18 protein-coding genes and 1 pseudogene are annotated in these 19493 nt (G+C 66.5%); 8 read left to right on the top strand and 11 right to left on the bottom strand.

Translation table 11 applies throughout. From position 1 onward, the window contains the following. Positions 1-107: 107 nt before the first annotated feature. The 4 genes from ACSBP4_RS00095 to ACSBP4_RS00080 all read left to right on the top strand — a co-directional run bounded on the left by ACSBP4_RS00095 (position 108) and on the right by ACSBP4_RS00080 (position 4569). Positions 108-665, top strand: coding sequence for a KH domain-containing protein (locus ACSBP4_RS00095; protein WP_006648621.1), 558 nt, complete (start codon positions 108-110; stop codon positions 663-665). Positions 666-960: 295 nt separating this feature from the next. Further along, entirely contained in the window at positions 961-2625 is a 1665-nt protein-coding gene (gene thsA / locus ACSBP4_RS00090) for a thermosome subunit alpha (protein WP_006183280.1), read from the top strand. A gap of 475 nt (positions 2626-3100) precedes the next feature. Then, complete coding sequence (locus ACSBP4_RS00085) at positions 3101-3424, top strand: hypothetical protein (RefSeq protein ID WP_435551012.1); 324 nt, start codon at positions 3101-3103, stop codon at positions 3422-3424. Between the two features lie 146 nt (positions 3425-3570). Further along, positions 3571-4569, top strand: coding sequence for an ornithine cyclodeaminase family protein (locus tag ACSBP4_RS00080; RefSeq protein ID WP_006648623.1), 999 nt, complete (start codon positions 3571-3573; stop codon positions 4567-4569). A 46-nt stretch (positions 4570-4615) separates the two neighbouring features. On the opposite strand, the gene ACSBP4_RS00075 is transcribed toward ACSBP4_RS00080, so the two are convergent. Together ACSBP4_RS00075 and leuS are read right to left on the bottom strand one after the other, a co-directional pair. Beyond that, positions 4616-5380 (bottom strand): YqjF family protein, encoded by a 765-nt coding sequence (locus ACSBP4_RS00075; protein WP_435551011.1) that lies wholly within the window; start codon positions 5378-5380, stop codon positions 4616-4618. A 304-nt stretch (positions 5381-5684) separates the two neighbouring features. Continuing rightward, positions 5685-8381 carry a leucine--tRNA ligase gene (leuS, locus tag ACSBP4_RS00070; protein WP_435551010.1) on the bottom strand — a complete coding sequence of 899 codons (2697 nt, stop codon included), beginning with the start codon at positions 8379-8381 and terminating at the stop codon, positions 5685-5687. A gap of 130 nt (positions 8382-8511) precedes the next feature. Between leuS and ACSBP4_RS00065 the strand changes: the two genes are divergently transcribed. Further along, on the top strand, positions 8512-8727 hold the full coding sequence (locus ACSBP4_RS00065; protein ID WP_435551009.1) for a hypothetical protein: 216 nt from the start codon (positions 8512-8514) through the stop codon (positions 8725-8727). 90 nt (positions 8728-8817) lie between these two features. Next, positions 8818-9588, top strand: coding sequence for an SDR family NAD(P)-dependent oxidoreductase (locus ACSBP4_RS00060; RefSeq protein WP_435551008.1), 771 nt, complete (start codon positions 8818-8820; stop codon positions 9586-9588). A gap of 13 nt (positions 9589-9601) precedes the next feature. On the opposite strand, the gene ACSBP4_RS00055 is transcribed toward ACSBP4_RS00060, so the two are convergent. The 3 genes from ACSBP4_RS00055 to ACSBP4_RS00045 all read right to left on the bottom strand — a co-directional run bounded on the left by ACSBP4_RS00055 (position 9602) and on the right by ACSBP4_RS00045 (position 11503). Further along, entirely contained in the window at positions 9602-10402 is an 801-nt protein-coding gene (locus ACSBP4_RS00055) for a hypothetical protein (protein WP_049965125.1), read from the bottom strand. A gap of 160 nt (positions 10403-10562) precedes the next feature. Beyond that, positions 10563-10982 carry an Hsp20/alpha crystallin family protein gene (locus ACSBP4_RS00050; RefSeq protein ID WP_373633286.1) on the bottom strand — a complete coding sequence of 140 codons (420 nt, stop codon included), beginning with the start codon at positions 10980-10982 and terminating at the stop codon, positions 10563-10565. 62 nt (positions 10983-11044) lie between these two features. Next, positions 11045-11503 (bottom strand): peroxiredoxin, encoded by a 459-nt coding sequence (locus ACSBP4_RS00045; RefSeq protein ID WP_435551007.1) that lies wholly within the window; start codon positions 11501-11503, stop codon positions 11045-11047. Between the two features lie 91 nt (positions 11504-11594). Here ACSBP4_RS00045 and ACSBP4_RS00040 point away from each other — a divergent pair, with 91 nt between their 5' ends. Then, positions 11595-11756, top strand: coding sequence for a hypothetical protein (locus ACSBP4_RS00040; RefSeq protein ID WP_015298660.1), 162 nt, complete (start codon positions 11595-11597; stop codon positions 11754-11756). 24 nt (positions 11757-11780) lie between these two features. Here the strand turns inward: ACSBP4_RS00040 and pheA are convergent, their stop codons facing one another. The 3 genes from pheA to ACSBP4_RS00025 all read right to left on the bottom strand — a co-directional run bounded on the left by pheA (position 11781) and on the right by ACSBP4_RS00025 (position 14762). After that, positions 11781-12599 (bottom strand): prephenate dehydratase, encoded by an 819-nt coding sequence (gene pheA, locus ACSBP4_RS00035; protein WP_049965122.1) that lies wholly within the window; start codon positions 12597-12599, stop codon positions 11781-11783. 92 nt (positions 12600-12691) lie between these two features. Further along, positions 12692-14002 (bottom strand): MFS transporter, encoded by a 1311-nt coding sequence (locus tag ACSBP4_RS00030; protein ID WP_435551344.1) that lies wholly within the window; start codon positions 14000-14002, stop codon positions 12692-12694. Positions 14003-14453: 451 nt separating this feature from the next. After that, positions 14454-14762 (bottom strand): non-histone chromosomal MC1 family protein, encoded by a 309-nt coding sequence (locus tag ACSBP4_RS00025; protein ID WP_006183296.1) that lies wholly within the window; start codon positions 14760-14762, stop codon positions 14454-14456. 222 nt (positions 14763-14984) lie between these two features. Here ACSBP4_RS00025 and ACSBP4_RS00020 point away from each other — a divergent pair, with 222 nt between their 5' ends. Next, positions 14985-15182, top strand: a complete 198-nt coding sequence (locus ACSBP4_RS00020) for a hypothetical protein (RefSeq protein WP_006183297.1) — start codon at positions 14985-14987, stop codon at positions 15180-15182. 163 nt (positions 15183-15345) lie between these two features. On the opposite strand, the gene pheT is transcribed toward ACSBP4_RS00020, so the two are convergent. The 3 genes and pseudogenes from pheT to ACSBP4_RS00005 form a co-directional block, all read right to left on the bottom strand. After that, positions 15346-17058: a phenylalanine--tRNA ligase subunit beta gene (gene pheT, locus ACSBP4_RS00015; protein WP_435551006.1), complete on the bottom strand. Its 1713-nt coding sequence runs from the start codon at positions 17056-17058 to the stop codon at positions 15346-15348. Further along, positions 17058-18584, bottom strand: a complete 1527-nt coding sequence (locus ACSBP4_RS00010) for a phenylalanine--tRNA ligase subunit alpha (RefSeq protein ID WP_435551005.1) — start codon at positions 18582-18584, stop codon at positions 17058-17060. Before ACSBP4_RS00010 ends, pheT begins: the two co-directional genes overlap by 1 nt. 280 nt (positions 18585-18864) lie before the next feature. Next, positions 18865-19493 (bottom strand): annotated as a pseudogene (locus ACSBP4_RS00005) (hypothetical protein); the annotation flags it as partial.

Below are 19493 nucleotides of genomic sequence, written 5' to 3'. Positions count from 1 at the left end.
GACCGTTCGGCCGCGCGACGACTCGAGACGGCGCGCGTGACGGTGGCACGGAACACCCGGTACTCGCGGACCAAGCGCTTAACCTCGCCCAGTGAGTATCGAACAGTATGCAGCACGTGAAGATTCCGCAGGACCGCATCGGCGTTCTCATCGGTGAAGGTGGCGAGACGATGCGCGAGATCGAGGCGGCAGCCGAAGTGCGACTCGACATCGACTCGGAGAACGGCTCCGTCGCCGTCGAAACCGTCGGCGACCCCGTACTCGGCCTCAAAGGTCCCGAGATCGTTCGCGCGATCGGCCGCGGGTTCGCGCCCGAGGATGCCCTGCGACTGCTCGAGGACGACATGATGTTGTTCGACGTCGTCGATATCGACGCCGCGTCGCGCAACAAAAACGACATGAAACGCAAGAAGGGCCGGCTCATCGGCGAGGGCGGCCGGACCCGCGAACTGATGGAGGAACTGACCGGGGCCGATGTCGTCATCTACGGCTCGACGCTCGGGGTCATCGGCGCACCACAGGAGGTCGACGCCGTCCGCACCGCCGCCGAGATGCTCCTCGATGGGGCCCCCCACGGGGCGGTGTACTCGTTCCTCGAGGAGAAGCACAACGAGATGAAACACAAGGGGATGGAGTACCACCGGTTCCCCGGCGGTCAGTCCTGATCCCTGCGGTCGGTCGGTTGGCTTCAGTCGGCGGCCCTGCGAACGAGCGGTCGAGTCCGTCCACCGTCGCCGTTTTCGTCGAACCGCTTTTCTATCGTTAGTCACGGCCCGTCGGAATTCCACGCGATAGCCCGTCTCCGCGCTGGTTCTCAGCGAGTGTGAGTATATATACCCCTACGTCGTTCGGACCGAAACCGCCGTACGGGGGCATCTTCAGCCGTCCCTGTTCGTCGGATAGGAAAAAGCTTATATAGAATCACAATCAATCCTTCGACTGACTATGGCTCAACAGCAGATGGGCAACCAGCCCCTTATCGTACTCTCGGAGGACAGCCAGCGCACCTCCGGGGAGGACGCGCAGTCGATGAACGTGCAGGCCGGGAAGGCCGTCGCCGAGTCGGTTCGGACGACGCTCGGCCCGAAGGGGATGGACAAGATGCTCGTCGACTCCTCGGGCAACGTCATCGTCACCAACGACGGTGTCACGCTGCTCTCGGAGATGGAGATCGACCACCCCGCGGCCGACATGATCGTCGAAGTCGCCGAGACCCAGGAAGAGGAAGTCGGTGACGGCACGACCAGCGCGGTCGTCATCGCCGGTGAACTCCTCAGCCAGGCCGAGGACCTGCTGGACCAGGACATCCACGCCACGACCCTCGCCCAGGGGTACCGAGAGGCCGCCGAGGAGGCCACCGAGGCCCTCGAAGAAGTCGCCATCGACGTCGACGAGGACGACACTGATGTCCTCGAGCAGATCGCCGCGACGGCGATGACCGGCAAGGGCGCGGAGAACGCCAAGGACCTGCTCTCGGAACTCGTCGTCGAGGCCGTTCGCGCGGTCGCCGGCGACGACGGCGTCGACACGGACAACATCAAAGTCGAGAAGGTCGTCGGCGGCTCCATCGAGAACTCCGAACTCGTCGAGGGCGTCATCGTCGACAAGGAACGGGTCTCCGAGAACATGCCGTACTTCGCCGAGGACGCCAACGTGGCGATCATCGACGGCGACCTCGAGATCAAAGAGACCGAGATCGACGCCGAGGTCAACGTCACCGACCCCGACCAGCTCGAGCAGTTCCTCGAACAGGAGGAACAGCAGCTCAAGGAGATGGCCCAGGGAGTCGCCGACGCCGGCGCCGACGTCGTCTTCGTCGACGGCGGCATCGACGACATGGCCCAGCACTATCTCGCACAGGAGAACATCATCGCGGTCCGTCGCGTCAAATCCAGCGACCAGTCTCAGCTGGCCCGCGCGACCGGCGCGACGCCCGTCTCGAGCGTCGACGACCTGACCGAGGACGACCTCGGTGCCGCAGGTAGTGTCGCTCAGAAGGAGATCGCCGGCGACCAGCGCATCTTCGTCGAGGACGTCGACGACGCCCAGGCCGTCACCCTGATCCTCCGTGGTGGCACCGAACACGTCATCGACGAGATCGACCGCGCCATCGAGGACTCGCTGGGCGTGGTCCGGACGACCATCGAGGACGGCAAGGTGCTTGCCGGCGGCGGCGCACCCGAGATCGAACTCTCGCTCGCGCTGCGTGACTACGCCGACTCCGTCGGCGGCCGCGAACAGCTGGCCGTCGAGGCCTTCGCCGACGCGCTCGAGGTCATCCCGCGCACGCTGGCCGAGAACGCCGGGCTCGACCCCATCGACTCGCTGGTCGAACTCCGCAGCGCCCACGACGGTGGCGACACCGGCGCCGGGCTGGACGCCTACACCGGCGACACCATCGACATGGACGCCGAGGGCGTCTACGAGCCGCTGCGCGTGAAGACCCAGGCCATCGAGTCCGCTACTGAAGCCGCAGTCATGCTGCTGCGCATCGACGACGTCATCGCCGCGGGCGACCTCGCGGTCTCCCACGACGACGATGACGACGACATGCCCGCCGGCGGCCCCGGTGGCATGGGCGGCGGCATGGGCGGTATGGGCGGCGGCATGGGCGGCATGATGTAAGAGAGGTCTGAGCGAAGCGAAGACCTCTGAAAGGCGAGCGGGGAACGGAGTGACCCGCGAGCTAAACCTAAATTTTGCTCTGCGGGGCGGCGAAGCCGCCCCTCGGCAAAATTTAGTATAAAAGCACTCCTCCCTCCGTTCGCTCCGCTCACATCGGTCGTCGGCCCGAGCGCGGCTTTGCCGCGCTCGGTGAACGGCGTCGTTCGGGTTCTCCAAACCGCTCACGGGCGCTTCGCGCCCGTTCGCATTTCCGCGGCGCGTGGCGCTGCGCTCACTCGCCGATGCCCGACTCGAGCGGAGTTACTGAGTGTCGATCCGTTCGAGTCGCCCACTGCAGTCGGCCCATCTGATCACTTTCTCTTTCGGTAGCGCTCCCGGAACACCGACTCCCGCAGTTCGCGCTCCCACGAATCGCTCGAGACTCGAGCGCCGGCGCCTCCCAACTCTCATGTATATTTAGATACAAGAAGTAGTCGTGACGAACGACGCTGACAGAAAGCGAGACGTAGCGACCGCCTTCAGCGGCGCGATGGACGCCTACCGTAACGGGACCGTCCTCAAGGCGGGCGCAGACCTCGAGCGCCTCGCCGACTGGACCGCGGGCGCGACGCGGACACTCGACGTGGCCACCGGCGCGGGCCACGTCGCCGGTGCCGTCGCCGACCGGGACGTTCCGCGGGTCGTCGCGGCCGACCTCTCCCCCGAGATGGTCGCGACGGCGACCGCCGACGACGGCGGAGACGAGCGCCGACTCGAGTCGTATCGGACCGGCATGGTGTTGGTTCGGGCGACGGGCTGAGGCCCCGAAACCGGACCTGTTACTGTGGGAATGGAAGCAGAGGCCATACCGGGCGATCCCGTCTGCCATGGCGGCCTCGAGTTACCGTCTGACACGGTGCCCTCGAGTCACGACGAACTAAGTACGAGCCCGCAATATTCGCGGGTATGAACACACTTCTACTCGACAGCGATGACGTCGACGAACACGCTGTACTCGCGGCCGTCATCGACGCCGTCGAGGAGGCCTTCGGGGCCTTCGAACGCGGTGACACGCAGATGCCGGCCAAGTCCTACATCGATCTACCGCAGTACAACGGCGACTTCCGGTCGATGCCGGCCTACCTCGATACCGGCGACTGGGACGCCGCCGGGCTCAAGTGGGTCAACGTCCACCCCGACAACCCCGCGGACCACGACCTGCCGACCGTTCTGGGGACGATGATCTACTCCGACCCCGAGACCGCCTTCCCGCTGGCGATCATGGACGGGACGACGCTCACGATGAAACGGACCGGTGCCGCCGCGGCCGTCGCCACTGACTACCTGGCCGTCGAGGACGCCACGAGTCTCGGCCTCGTCGGGGCCGGCGTCCAGTCTTACACCCAGCTCGAGGCGATCAGCGAGGTGCGACCGATCGAGGAAGTCGTGGTCTCAGATCCCGACGACGAGCGTGTCGAACGGTTCGTCGAGACCTACGAGGACCGGTTCGACGTTCGCGGGGGCTCGATTTCGGAGGCCGGCCACTGCGACGTGCTGTCGACGGTGACGCCCGTCGAGGACCCGATCGTCGGCCCCGACGACGTCGGCGACCACACGCATATCAACGCCATCGGGGCCGACGCCGAGGGGAAACACGAACTCGAGGACGCCCTGCTCGAGGCGGCGCGGATCGTCATCGACGACCACGAACAGTGTACCCACTCGGGCGAGATCAACGTCCCGTACCACGAAGGAGTGCTGACCGACGCGGACATCCACGGCGAGATCGGCGAACTTGTCGTCGGGTCGAAAGCGGGACGGACGGCGGAGACGGGCAACACGGTCTTCGACTCGACCGGGCTCGCGATCCAGGACGTCGCCGCCGCACGGGTCGTCTACGAGCGGGCGTCGGCGGACGGTGACGGCCACCCCTTCGATATCGTCGGCGTCGACGACTCGGCGTAAGGGACGTCCGTTCTCGACGTCGCCGGCCGACCGATCGGCGACCGACTCACCGACCGCGCAACCGCCGCGGAATCGACCCCGTCATCGACAGTTCGTCGGCGTAGTGGACCACCCGTTCGCCGGTCGGCGTCGGCAGGCCGGCGGCCTCGAGCAGCGTGTTTTCGTGGATCGTCACGGCGGCGGGCTGGAGCGGCCACGGGTCGTGTGCGATCTCGCCGGTCAGGACGCCGGTGGAATCGGGCGCGTAGAACCGCCGGCGTTCCGCAAGCCAGTACGCGAGCGTGCCGGGGTCTGCGGTGAAGACCTCGCCGTCTGGCCGGTAGGTCGCGGCGAACCGGGCGGGGGGTCCGCCTCCCTCGTGTCTCACCCGTTCGCTCTCGAAGGCCACGTGGTTTTGGTCGGTTGCCCCGACCCGCATCCGTGCGCGGGAGACCGGTAACTGGGTCGTCCGCCCGACCGTCGCCGCGACCAGCGCGTTGTCGACGTCGATGTTGAAGAAGTACAGGCCGGGATCGCCCCGGTAGCGGACGTAGGTTCGGACGTTGAGTTCCGGAAAGGCGAGTCGCAGCACCGACGGGGTCCCGCGCAGTCCGACCTTCGTCAGGACGAACGGGAGAACGCTCAGCCAGGCACGGCCGTCCCGCGTCTCGAGGGGCAGCCGGTCAGGTACGTGCGGGCGCAGTCGGTCGGGATCGACCGGCCAGTGGACGAACAGGCCGTCTCGCCAGGTCATCGAGACGACGTGTGGTGCGTTCGGCGACGAGCCGTTCGCAAACGACCATCGAACGGGGTCCGTGCGTTGTTCGGTCATCCTCGAAACCAACAGGTCTGTAGCGACCCGTACGACTGCGTGGCGTATAAACTAGATAGCAAGCTGTCAGTTCCGATGGCAGTCGTCGGCGGCTCCGAGGAGCGAAGCCGCTCCTCGGCGTCAGTCGGCCGGGTCGACGACCGACTCTTCGGGCGACTCGAGCCAGGACACGGTGATGTCGGTCGGTTGGTACAGTGGTCCTCGGCCGTCGGACCGACCGTTCCCGAGCGTCCCAGAAAGAGCGCGGAAACGACGAGCAATGGGATCGCGACCGCCCTGTGTTCCACCGGTACGGCAACCGGTATCAGTCGTCGATCTCGATCGCCGGTCGTCCGGGTTCGGCGTTGGCGAGGGTGCCCTCGTCGGCGTCGACGGCGTGGACGACGTCGACGGGGGCGTCGAATTCGCGTTCGATCAGCCACGCCGCCGACTCCAGTGCCGCGTGTTCCTCGTCGGGGCCGAGCGTCATCGAGAGCGCTTCCCGTTCGACCTGCAGGTCCTGGCCGTAATCGGCCGCAGCGTCGCCCTGCTCGCGGATGTGGGACTCGCTCATGAGTTCGCCGATCAGGTTGTCGGCGTCGCTCTCGATCGCGATCTCCAGGGCGTCGTACTTCCAGTCGGGGGCGACGACGACCTCGATCCCCGTCGGGTCCTCGATCCCGGCGACCTCGACGATGTCGCGGATGTCCTCGCGGGTGTTCTCGACCAACTGCCGGCGCTTTTCGACCCGGTCGCGGTCGATCTCGGCGGTCGGCCACTCGGCCTCGGCGACGAACCCGTCGTCGCCGAGCGTCTCGTGGAGTTCTTCGGCGATGTGGGGTGCGACCGGCGCGAGCAAGCGGACCACGGCCGACAGCCCGCGCTCGTAGGTCTCGGCGTGGGGCTCGGTGTAATCGACGTACTGGCGCAGCGTTCGCACGAGGTCCTGCGTTTCACGCAACGCCTTGTTGAACGTCAGGTCGTCGTACTCCGCCGTGGCGATGGCGACCGTCGCGTCGATCTCCGCGTCGACGTAACTCGCGATCGCGTCGTCGTCGCCGTCGGGCGTTTCGGCGGCGTACTCCTCGACCATCCCCTGCAGGCGCTCGAGGAAGGCGTAGGTCGACTGGACGCCCTCCTCGCTCCAGTCGAAGTCGCGCTCGGGCTGGGCGGCCTGCATCATGAACAGCCGCGCGGTGTCGGCCCCGTACTCCTCGACGATCCGTTGGGGCGAGACGACGTTGCCCTTGGACTTGGACATCTTCTCGCCCTCGAGTTGGACCATCCCCTGTGCCAGCAGGTTGGTAAAGGGTTCGCGGTGGTCGAGTCCCTCGTGGTCGGCCAGCACCTTGGTGAAAAACCGCGAGTACAGCAGGTGCATCACGGCGTGTTCGATGCCGCCGACGTACTGGTCGACGGGCATCCAGTCGTTGGCCCGCTCGAGGTCGAAGGGCGCGTCCTCTAAGTCCGGCGAGACGTAGCGCAGGAAGTACCACGAGGAGTCGACGAAGGTGTCCATCGTGTCCGTTTCGCGGGTCGCCTCGCCGCCGCAGTCGGGACAGGTCGTCTGCTTCCACTCCTCGGCGGCGTCCAAGGGATTGCCGGTCGTGTTGATGAACTCCGGCAGTTCGACGGGCAGGTCCGCCTCGGGAACCATGACGGGGCCGCAGTCGTCGCAGTGGACGACCGGGATCGGCGTCCCCCAGTAGCGCTGGCGGGAGATCCCCCAGTCACGCAGTTGATACTGTGTGGCCTCCGCAGCGCCCTCGATGTCCGCAGTGAGTCGCTCGCGAGCGCTCTCGCTCTCGAGGCCGCTGTATTCGCCGGAGTCGATCAGGACGCCGTCCTCGGTGAACGCCTCGTCTTCGACGTCGGGCACAGTAGGCTCCTCACCGTCGTCGGGGTCGGGTGCGACGACGGGTCTGATCTCGATTCCGTTCTTCTCGGCGAAGGCATGGTCGCGCTCGTCGTGGGCCGGGACGGCCATCAGCGCACCGGTCCCGACGTCCGAGAGGACGAAGTCGGCGACGTAGACTGGGATCTCCTCTCCGGTGGCGGGATTCGTAGCGGTCAGCCCCGTCTCGACGCCGTTGGGTTCGTCGCCGTCGGGGTCGGCCTCCTCCTCGATGAACCGGCGGATCTCCTCGTCCTCCTCGGCCAGTTCCTCGCTGATCGGGTGGTCGGGCGCGAGCGCGAAGAAGGTCGCGCCGTGGATGGTGTCGATGCGGGTCGTGAAGGCCGTGACCGGGCCGTACTCCCGCGGCTCGCTCCCCTCGCCGCGTCCGCTCGAGGCGCGTGGCGCCTCGCTGACCTCGAAATCGACCTCCGCCCCGTACTGGCGGCCGATCCAGTTGCGCTGCATCTGCCGGACCGAGTTGGGCCACCCCTCGAGGTCGTCGATCGCCTCGAGCAGGTCGTCGGCGTACTCGGTGATGCGCAGGAACCACTGCTCGAGTTCGCGCTGTTCGACCGGCGTGTCACAGCGCCAGCAGAGTTCGGCCTCGCCTTCGACCTGTTCGTCGGCCAGAACGGTCTCGCAGTGGGGACACCAGTTGACCTCGGCGTCGCGGCGTTCGACCAAGTCCTCCTCGTAGAACCGGGAGAAGAGCCACTGGTTCCACTGGTAGTAGTCGGGCGTGCAGGTGGTGATCTCCCGATCCCAGTCGTAGCCAAAGCCCATCGACTCCATCTGGTCGGTCATCGTCTCGATACAGTCGAACGTCCAGTCGCGGGGGTTGGTGTCGCGTTCCTTGGCCGCGTTCTCCGCGGGGAGGCCGAACGCGTCCCACCCCATCGGATGGAGGACATCGTCGCCCTGCATTCGTCGGAAGCGAGCGTACGCGTCCGTGATCGTGTAGTTGCGGACGTGGCCCATGTGGAGTTTGCCCGACGGGTACGGATACATCCCGAGGACGTACGTCGGATCCTCGACGTCGTCGGGCGTCCGGTAGACGTCCGCCTCGTCCCACGCCTCTTGCCAGCGCCGTTCGACCGTCGCGTGGTCGTATCCCGCGTCGCTCATTTGCTTATATAGCTCTAGGCGGGGACGCCGCCCTATAGCTTTCCATACCGTACCCCCATCGACCGGTCGAACGCCCGCGGGTCGGTCGTCGAGAGCAACGTTTACGACGCCCCGCGGCCAGCTCCAGCTCGTGGGCGAACTCGCACGCGAGACGCAGGGACGGCTCCGGGACGCCCTCGCCGCCCGGCATCCCGCCCTCGAGTGGCAGGTCGAACACCGGCTGGCCGGCACCCCCGTCGACGTCGCGGGGATCGGCGACGACCGGCTGGTCCTGCTCGAACTCGAGTGGCGGCGGGCCGACCCCGCCGACAACGCCGCGAAGCTCTTTCGCCACCTCGAGCGGTAGCGGTCGGTCGCCGCCGGTGCCCGGCTATCGGTGGCGTCGGCGGTTCCGGTAGCCGAGGAATTTTAGTCCCGTCTCACGCCATCTCGAGTCATGGTAGCAGACTCCACAGTGTTCGTCACGGGCGCGAGCCAGGGACTGGGCCGAGAAATCGCCATCGCGTTCGCCGATGAGGGTGCGAACGTCGTCCTCGCGGCCAGAAGCGACGGGATCTACGAGACCGAAGACCTGATCGACGCCCCCGAGCGGACGCTGACGGTCGAGACGGACGTGACCGATCCCGACTCGGTCGAAAACGCCATCGACGAGACGATCGAGACCTTCGGCGGGCTGGACTGTCTCGTGAACAACGCCGGGATCGCCGGCCCCACCGCGCCGCTCGAGGAGACGACCGACGACGAGTGGCTCGAGACGCTCGATGTCAACGTCGTCGGCGTGGCACGTGTCACGCGGGCAGCGGCCCCGCACCTGCGCGAGTCCGAGCGAGGGAGCGTCGTCAACATCTCCTCGATCGGCGGCAAGCGACCCTACGCCAACCGGGGGCCCTACGCCGCCTCGAAGATGGGGCTGATCGGCGTGACCCGCGCGCTGGCGGCCGAGTTCGGCGACGACGGCGTCACAGTCAACGCGATCTGTCCCGGCCCGGTCGAGGGCGATCGCATTCGGGGCGTCTTCGAGCGACAGGCCGAGGAGGCGGGCGTTCCCGTCGAAGCGGTCGAAGGCGAGGTCCGCGAGAGCCTCATGATCGACGATCTGGTCCCGCCCGAGGAGGTCGCCGACATGGCCGTCCACCTCGCGAGCGCGGCGTCGCGCCACGTCACGGGCCAGGACATCAACGTCTCGTCGGGCGGGGCGTGGTACTAGCGCCGGCCCGAAGTCAGAGGACGGCGAGAACCGCGACGAGCAGGCCGACGCCGACGAAAACCCCGCCGGCCGCCCGACGGAGCCGAACCGACGAGCGCACCTGCTCGCGCTGGTCCTCGAGGCTCCCGGCCGCGATCGCGAGCGGCGTCTCGTCGGTTCCGCGGAGGGCGTAGCCGTCGGCCGTCTCGATCAGTTCGCCCCGGACGACCAGTTCGTCGCCGTCACGGACGACGGTGGCCTGATACTTGTCGGGCATGGTGGTCTTTCCGCCGACGCTCACGTTGAACTCGAGGTCGCTGACGACGCCGTCCTCGCTCGCCAGCCCGGTTCGCTCGAGGAAGCGATTGACCGGATCGAGGTCGCCGAGATAGGACTCCGTCTCGGGATCGCCCAGAAACAGCCCCGGCGAGTCGAAGGGGTCGCCGTCCGCGTCGGTCGCCAGCGTCGTTGCGTCCACGCGGACGCGATCCCAACCCTGATCGACGGCGAACTCGCCGATCGCCAGTTCGGACTCGGCGGTCCGCCACCGGCTGCCGTTTCCCGTGTTCTCCTTCTGACGAACGCGCCACGCCCAGAGCGCGGCCGACTCGCCCCCGTTCGGTTCGGGGCCGGTCCGCGTCGGCGACGCCGACTCGAGGACGTGGACCGGGCCGCTGATCGTCGCTTCGCCGCCCGGCTCGACCCGCTCGTCGCTCGCCGACGCGAGTTCGCCGATCGTTTCGCTTCGATCGTCGAGTTCGCCGGCTCGAGACAACGTGACACCGCCGAACAGGAGAAAGATCCCGGCGATGACGAGTGCGAACACTTGGACCATGGCCGAGCTGTTGTCATCGAGACATAATAACTGTCCGAAAACGATCGATCTCGGCGGCGGGCCACAGCGACCGCGCGGACGCCGTCGCCGCGCTCGCGTCGCTGGTCGACCTCGTACTCACGACCGAAAAAACGGGCGTCGCAGAGGGATCCGGCGCCGGCTACTCGATATCGATCCGCTTCGAGTCCTCGCCCTCCGAAACCTTCGGGAGGTGGACCGTCAGCACGCCGTTCTCGAAGCCGGCGGCGACCGCCTCCTCGTCGACCGGCTCCGGCAGGCGGATCCGACGACTCGCGGTAGTCTCGGTCCGCTCGCGGCGGATATACCGGCTCTCGGCGTCCTCGACCTCGTCGGTCCGGGCGGCCTCGAGGCGCAACGTTCCGTCCGCGAGCGTCAGTTCGATGTCGTCGGTCTCGTAGCCGGGCAGGTCGGCCGTGACGACGAACTCCTCACCGGTGTCGGCGACGTCGACCGGCACCGAGCCGGGGACCTGTAGCCCGCCGGCGGTCATCCCCTCCTCGACCTGACTGCTCACGCGGTCGAGCATCTCCTCGATCTCGTCGAACGGATTTCGTCGCATACGTACTACTAGAACTCCACCGGGGATAAATTCTGCCCGCGATGTATCGACAGAAGTCGTCGTCACTCCGGCAGCGTCACGAGGCCGTCCTCGAGCGCGTCGAGCAGCACCTCGCGGGCGTGGCCGTCGGGATCGACGCCGTCGTAAGCGGCCTGTACCTCGCCGTCGGAAAGCAGGAACGTCGTCCGCGTCGTCACGCCGCTGTCGCGCAGTTCGACGCCGAAGGCGTCGGCAATCTCGGCGTCGGGGTCCGCGAGGAGATCGAACTCGAGTCCCGCCGAATCGCAGAACGCACGGTGGGAGTCGACGTCGTCGATCGAGACGCCGTAGACGTCGACGCCGGCCTCGCGGTAGGTCTCGAGTTCGCGCTGGAACTGGTTTGCCTCGACCGTACAGCCGGGGGTATCGTCTTTCGGATAGAAATACAGGACCGTCGGCGATTCGAACGAGAGGGTGACGTCCTCGCCGTCCTGATTCGGTGCCGTTACGGTCGGCGCGTCGTCGCCTGCATCGAGTGCCATACCCGTGCTACGGCGGGGCACGGAAAACGGCTTCCGGTACGGTTCGGGATCGATCGCGACTATTATGCCGGGCGTCGGCCTACGGTCGCGCATGGAAGACGTCGTTCTTCACACCGGTACGGAACATCCCGACCTCCTGTGGATCGTCGTCCCGGCCCTGCTCTCGTTCGTCGCCGGGCTCGCGATCGGCCTCTTCGCGTATGCAGACCGCATTCGGGCGTGGCTCCGCCCGGACGGCTCGACGACCGACTGATCCGCCGGGTCGTCGTGCCGTCGACTACTCGACGACGTGTTCGGTATCGTACGAACCCAGCCGCTTGACCCACCCCTTTTCGGCCAGTTCCTCGAGGTCCGCGATCGCCGCCTGCGTTCGGGACTCGTAGAGACCCGCCTCGAAGTCGACGTGGAAGACGTAGTCGCCGAGTCGCTGCCCGCTCGGCCGTGACTCGACGCGGGTCAGGTTGATGTCGCGGTCCGCGAACGGCTCGAGCAACTCGAGTAGCAGGCCGGGGTAGTTGGCGTTGGGGTAGACCACCAGCGAGGTCTTCCCGCCGCCCGTCGATCGCTCCGCGGCGGGCGCGATCGCGAAAAAGCGCGTCGCGTTCGAGTCCTGATCCTGAATGTCCTCGGCCAGGACCTCGAGGTCGACGCCGTCGTCGGCGTTGGCCGGGTGGCCGATCCCCGCGACCGACGGATCGTCGCGGGCGAACTCGACCCCCTGGGCCGTACTCGCGACGGCCTCGAGGGTGGCGTCGGGGTACTCGCGCTCGAGGTAGGAGCGACACTGTGCGAGCGCCTGTGAGTGGCTCGCGACGGTGTCGAACTCGGGTCCTTGCGCCAGCAGGGCGTGTCTGATCGGCGTGACGATCTCGCGGACGACGGCGACGTCGTACTCCGCGAGGGCGTCGAGGCTCTCGGTGACCGATCCCTCGATGCTGTTCTCGATCGGGATGACGCCGCGGTCGTACTCGCCGCCGTCGACGGCGTCGACGATCGCCGTGACCGACTGGCGGAAGTCGATCTCGCCGTCGTCGGCGACCGCCGTCGTCGCTCGGTGTGAGTAGGTCCCTTCGGGTCCCAGCGTGACTGCAGCCATTACCAACCGATAGCAGGCTACGGGTCAAAAGACCGTTGGGTTTCTCGGCGGTGTGCTGGCGGCTCCACGGCCGGCGGCTCGTCGAACGCAGGTCAGTCGTCGGACGGTTCGCCCGCGACGGTACTCCCGGCGCTCGCGGCGACGAAGCCGTCCTCGGTCGCCCGCTCGGCGACGTGGGGCTGGAAGACCCACGCACACAGCAAGACGATGGGGATCATCGTGGCCGCGACGACGGAGTAGCCGGTGTGGAGGCTCGGCATCACCGGTGCGGCGTAGACGAGCGGGTAGACGATCCCGCCGACCGTCCCGACGCCGCCGACGACGCCGGCGACGCTCCCGGAACTGTTCGGGAACATGGCCGGGACCTGCGCGAAGATCGCGCCCTCGGCGAACGCACAGCCCATCCCGACGACGAAGCCGGCGGCGACCGCGAGCATGACCTGTCCGGACAGTCCGGCCAGCGTCATCCCAATCATTGCCAGCACGATGAAACACAGCGAGACGAACGTCCACTGCTCGCGGTACCGGCCGGTGAAGACGGGCAGGATGTTCTTCTCCTTGCGCGCGAGCAGGTCACTGACGTAGCCGCCGAAGGGCCGCAACAGCCCGGCCGCGACCGAGAACGTCGCCGCGAACGTACTCGCGAGGACGAGGTTCTCCGTGTTGAACCCCTCGCGGTAGTAGGTCGCCAGCCAGCCGTTCATCGACAGCTCGAGGCCGAAGCTCATCACGTACGCCAGCGCGAGGACGACGGTTCCGTAGCGAGTAGCGGTGTGAAGCCACTGTTTGAGCGTCGCGCTCTCGGCGGTCGCCTGCCGGCGCTGCTCGGATTTGGCGGCCTCCCCGATCGTGTAGTAGACGATCGCCAGCAGGATCGAGACGATCCCAGTGTAGAAGAAGGCGGCCCGCCAGTTGCTCTCGAAGAGGGGGCCGCTCCACCCCTCGCCGAACACGCGAGGGAGGAGCAACGCGCCGCCGGCGGCACCGGCGTTCCCGACGCCGGCATAGATCCCCTCGGCGGTCCCCAGGTGTTCCTCGTCGAACCACTCGGAGACGTGCTGGATCCCGATGACGAAGGTGATCCCCGCCGTCGCGACGATCAGCCGCGTGACGAAGAACACGCTGTAGGACTGGGCAAACGCCGACGCCATCGAGAACACGCCGACGTACGCCAACACGATGGCGAACACCGTCGGCGCGCCCCAGCGATCGGAGAGCCAGCCGGTCAGTATCCGACCGAACGGTGCGAGCCAGATCGCCGCGCTCGCCAGAATCCCGATCTCAGTCACCGAGAGGCCGAACTCCTCGGCCATCGGCCCGGTAAACGGCGCGAAGGAAAACCAGATGAGAAACGAGAAGTTGAACCCGATCGTCGCCAACACCAACGTCCGCCACTTGGTCATCTTGATCACGGCTGCTCACCTCCTGAAACGGTAACAATTCCTCTTTTCGATATGGCTCTTAATAGCGCAGATAAGGGGACAAATTTCCCCAATATTGCCGATATACTCTTATCTGTGCTGTATGAATCGGTGAAACAGTCTACGTTCATCCACATGCTCTGCTCGAGCGAAACGCGACCGTCCGTATAAACCTACTTATTAGAACAACCCCATCTGTTGGGTCACTTCCCAACAGGTACGTCCAGTATTATTCCATATGTAGTTCTGACAAATGCAGACTATACGATCTTTCCATCGATATACAAAATCATAACGAAGGGCTGGTGGTCGATCGTCGACTTCCTGTTGCGGCCGACCCATCTCGGTCGCTTCGGGCGACGCTGGTGACGGGCTCTCCACTGCGCCCACGCCGGTGTCGTCGAGACACCGAGAAAACGACCGAGCGGGCGACTTACTCGTCTAAGTGTTCGATTCCCTTCTTCGAGACGTTCGCTTCCGTGATCTCGTCGGGCATCCAGTCGGGCTTGTCGTCCGGTGCCGTCTCCTCCCACGCCCAGCCGTCGTAGATGTGGACCTTGTCGGTACCTTTCTCCCGCAGTCTGAGTTCGACCCGCTCGGCCGACTCCTCGCTCGAGCCGGGCTCGAGTCGCCGGGCCGCCTTGAGCGCCGCCTGCCGGGGGGTGTTCCCCGAGAAGACGCTCGATTCGTCGCCGCCCGATTCGCGCAGTGCAAAGTTTCGTTTCCCGTCTTCGCGTACCATGATTTTCGCCTCCGTGTCAGTCCAGCACACGATCCGACATAAAGATATCCCCACTAATCGACCGACTGCGTCGGTATCTTTAAGTGAGCAGCGGCCGCCACGTTTCCGCAGTTTCCGCGTCGACGGTCCCGCCACCGCGTGCGCCACCCGTCCGGGTCACGCTCCAAGGCGTCGAAAACACTTAAGTATATCCTACGGCGAAGTTCGGGATAGAATCCCGCGATGGTACGGAAAAAGAAGCTGAGTCCAAGCGGTGCGAAAGACGAAGACGGTAACTACCACAACGTCCATCTGAACCTCCACGAGGACGAACTCGAGGTCGCGGGCATGGATATCGGTGACGAAGTCTTCGTCCGAGTCCGGGACGGCAAGATCATCATCCAGAAAGCCGACGAGGACGACGTCGAACACGAGTTCTAAGACCCACCTTTTTACGCTTCGGGATTCGCTCGCTCCGCGAGCGAACCACTCAGCGCAAAAATCTGGACCAAAAAGGCCGCTCGCTCAGCCTTCGGCTTCGCTCGCGGTACCGTATCTGGGCCGCCATCGCGGCAAACCGCTAAACTGAGAAAACCGCCTTCTCTCAGCGCAGCGCCTCGAGGTCGAACTCGAAGGCCGACACCGGCACTTCGAGGTCGTGTTCGACCAGCACCTTCGGATGGACTTCGCCGATCACGCCGACTTCCTCACCGTCGATGACGACCGCCGCGGTTCGACCCGAAATGAAGGTCGGGTGGTCGGTCGGCGGCGTCTCGAGGTCAACGCCGAAGTTTCGGGTCAGCGCCTGGAGTCGGGCCTTGGCGTCCTCGTACCCGGCCTCGTGGTGGGCGAGGACGGCCCCGACGCGACGGCCTTCCGCGACGCCCGTATTCTCGCTCTCGTCGACGTTGGCCGCGAAGCCGATCTCCGCGAGGTTCTGGGGATAGGCGCGGTGGGTGTTTCGCTCCAGCACCATCAACAGCGAAGGCATGACCCACGTCCGCAGCATGGTGAAGTCCTCGCTGTAGGGCTCTTTGATCGTCGCGGGTTCGCCGGCCCCGTAGACGTCGTCACCGGGCAACACGTCGAGCCGGTCGTAGTTCTCCGCTTCGCTGATCATGTGGAAGTTCAGCAGGTCCTCGAAGCCCAGCCCGACGAGTTGCTCGCGGGCCGCTCGCTCGAGCCGGGAGCGCTCGTGACGGCCGCCGACGGTCCCCACGTCGGGATAGCGCGGGTCGAGGTCGTTGAAGCCATAGGCCCGTCCGAGGTCGTCGATGACGTCCAGCGGGTGGAGGACGTCGACCCGGTAGGGCGGGATCGTCACCTCGTAGACGAGGTCGCCCGCGTCGTTCTCCTCGCGGTCGGCCTCGAGCCCGGAGCGCTCGGCGAGGTCGATGACCTCCTCGGGATCGAGCCCGATGCCGAGGATCGTCTCGATGCGGTCGTGGGCGACCGTCTTCGTCTTCGTCGCAAAGTCGGGTCGGACGACCTCGTGATCCGGGTACTCCACGTTCACCTCCTCGATGGTGGCCCCGCGGGCCGACAGCGCGTAGCAGACGATGTTCAACATCTTGTCGATCGTCCACTGGTCGGTGCCGGTCATCTCGACGAACAGGTCACGGGAGTCCGTCGACACCTCGGTGCGCCGGCCGTTGATCACCGGCGGGAACGAAAACAGCCCGATGTCGTCGTAGATCGCCGGATACCGCTCATACTCGCTGACGAGGTCGGCGTAGGTCTGGCCCGTCTGGTGGTCCTCGAGGACGTCCGCGGGCGTCATCTCCGCGTCCGAATCGAGGGGGACGAACCGGTCCTCGTCGGGCTCGAGGCCGACGTACTGGATGGTCGGATTACCTTCGGTGGCGGCAGTGCCTTTCAGCATCGTCAGGTCGTGAATGCCGATCGCGCCCTTCGCGCGCTTGCGCCCCATCGTCGCGTGGAGCTTCTCCTGCAGTTGGATGACCGACTCGAGGGCCTCGTCGTCGAGGTCCACGTCGCGGATCACCGCGCCCGTGACGTAGGGCCGCTCGTCGGGAACGGAGTCGTCGACTTCGATCGTCCACTCGGCCGAGTTCGGCGACGGGACGTGAATCCCCCGCGCGTCGCCGTACTGGTACCGCAGCGAGCGGGCAACGCCCTCGACGGAGAGCCGGTCGAGCCGGTCGGGCGCGAACTCGAGTTCGAACGCGCCCTCCTCGGTCCGGCCCTCGAACTCGAGGCCCAGCCCGAACAGGTCGTCTTTGAGTTCTTCGTCGCCTTTCTCCTCGCTGCCGGTCAGCTCGCGCAGTTCGTCGGGGTCGATGTCGACCGTGGGCATCAGTAGGTCACCTCCGTCTCCCGCAGCAGTTCCAGGTCACACAGCGTTCCGTGGATGTCCCGGATGTCCTCGAAGCCGTACATCAGCATGAGCAGCCGCTCGAGGGCCAGTCCCCAGGCCATCACGTCGCACTCGACGCCCAGCGGCTCGAGCATTTCCTCGCGGAAGATCCCCGAGTTGCCGATCTCGACCAGCTCGCCGGTCGTCGGGTGGGTGCCGAACAGTTCGAAGCTGGGCTCGGTGTAGGGGTTGTAGTGGGGCTTGAACTGGATGTCCTCGATCCCGAACTGGGAGTAGAACTCCTCGAAGGTCCCCATCAGATCGCGAACGGAGAGGTCCTCGGCCATCACCCAGCCCTCGATCTGGAAGAACTCGAGGAGGTGGGTCGGGTCGAGCGTGTCGTTCCGATAGACCTTCTCGACGCTGAAATACCGCTGTGGGGGCTCGAGATCGCCGACTTCCTCGCCGGAGAGATACCGGGTCGACAGCGAGGTGGTGTGGCCCCGCAGGGCCAGCGCACGAGCGAAGTCCTCGTCCCACGGCGAGTGATAGCCCTCGCCGTCCGGGCCGACGCCTTCCTTGTGGGCGCGCTCGACGCGGTCGACGAGGTCCGCGGGGAGGTCGTCGATGTGGGTCGGCTGCTCTAAGGCGAACCGGTCCCAGTGCGTGCGAGCGGGATGGTCCTGGGGCATGAACAGGCAGTCGTTGATCCAGAAATCCGCGTCGACGTGGGGGCCGTCCATCTCCTGAAAGCCCATCCCGACGAGGGTGTCTTTGACCCGCTCGGCGGTCTGGCGCAGGATGTGGACCTTGCCGCCGTCGAAGCGCTCGGCGTCGGCCTCGACGTTGTAGTCGGCGAACTCGACGTCGTCCCACTCGCCGCTCGTCAGGAGTTCGGGCGTGACCTGACCGACCGTCTCGCTGGTCTCGATGCCCGCCATCAGTTCGGTGACGGCGCGTTCGGTCAGCGTGACGTCACGAACCGTCGACTCGTGGCGGTCGACCAGTCCGCGACGCTCGAGCTGGTCGACGGTGTCCGAATCGATGTCGACGGCGTCGACCGGCGTCTCGCCCGCGTCGGCGAGGGCAGCGAGCGCGTCGGCTTCGGCGTCGGCCGCAGGGTCGGCGTCGGGATCGGCGGTGATCTCACCGCTGTCGATCGTGCCGTATCCCTTCCGCGCGTAGTTCGAGAGCGCAATGTCGACCTGCGGTCCCTCGAGTCCGGAGGTGCCGATGACTTGCCCCATCTGGGTCGATTCCTCGTCGGCGCCGGCCTCAAGGGCGGCCTCGTAGAGTCGCACCTCGGGGAGGGCGTCGCCGGCATACTCGACACCTTCGTCGGTGAGCGTCACCGTTTCGTCGACCCGCTCGCTGACGGCGACCAGCCCCTCGTCCTCGAGTTCGAAGACGGCCCCCGTGACGGTTTCGGGGGGCAGGTCGGTCGCCGCGGCGAGGGCGTCGACGGACGTTGCCTCGTCCGCGCTCGCGGCCTCTAGGACCGCGACCTGTTGTGATGGGAGTTGCATTCGCTTGGTTGAATGGCTGCGTGTCGGTCAGTTAGCGGTTCCGATACCGTGCGGGACGGGTCCCGCCGGCGTCGCGAACGGTCGGTTTCGCCGCGAGCGATCGATGTGACCGCTCTCGGGTCCACCGGCCCGGTCTCACCGGGCGAAGAAGAAACCGAATCCCGATCGCGGTCGCCGTAGCTGATCGCCGACACCGGCTTCGTGGGATTCGGGTGCCATACTCGGTGGCACTCGTGAGTGGGGCAAAAACGTTGTGATACGCCTCACCATACCGCCGTCGCTACTCGCCGGCCAGCCGCGTCGTCTCGAGATCCCCAGCGTCGACCCACTCGAAGCCGTCTTCCTCGGCGACGGCCGCCGCCTCGGACGGATCGACCGGATCGCAGCCGTCGGCGTACTCGATGCGGACCGTGTCGGGGTCGGCGGCCGGCAACTCGGGGAGAAAGTCGTCGTCCTCGAGCAGCCCGCGGACCGAGACGTCCCCGCCTGCATCGAGCGCCGCGCCGAGCGCGCGGTAGCGATCGGGCGCCGACGCACCCTCGATATCGGTTCCGAACGAGTCGTCGCCGATCCGCGTCCGCTCGCTGGTCCCCGAGAGTGTCCCGAACCCGTCCGAATCCGTCCCGGACTCGTCGACGGCCGTCGATCGATCGCCGGCTCGTGAGTCACCAGTCTTGCTCGAGCGACCGGCCCCTCCAGTCTCAGCAGCACCCGCTTCGGCCCGCTTGTCGGGCCCCTCGCCTCGCCGCGAGACCGACGGGGTCCCCCGGAGTTCGAACCCGTCGACTGACGACGCTCGCGCCGTCGCCCCGTCGCTCGAGTCGGTCGCCGCCGCGCCCGGCGCGGGCTCTGCCTCCTCGATGAGCGCATCGACGCTCCCCGCCGGCGGCTCGGTACGATGCTCGCGCC

Origin of the sequence: Natrinema sp. CGMCC1.2065, assembly GCF_051225675.1 — an archaeon.
In the GTDB taxonomy this organism is placed as follows: Archaea; Halobacteriota; Halobacteria; order Halobacteriales; family Natrialbaceae; genus Natrinema; species Natrinema thermotolerans.
The sequence above is the reverse complement of the archived record's forward strand: the minus strand, read 5'-3'. Positions and strand labels throughout refer to the sequence as shown.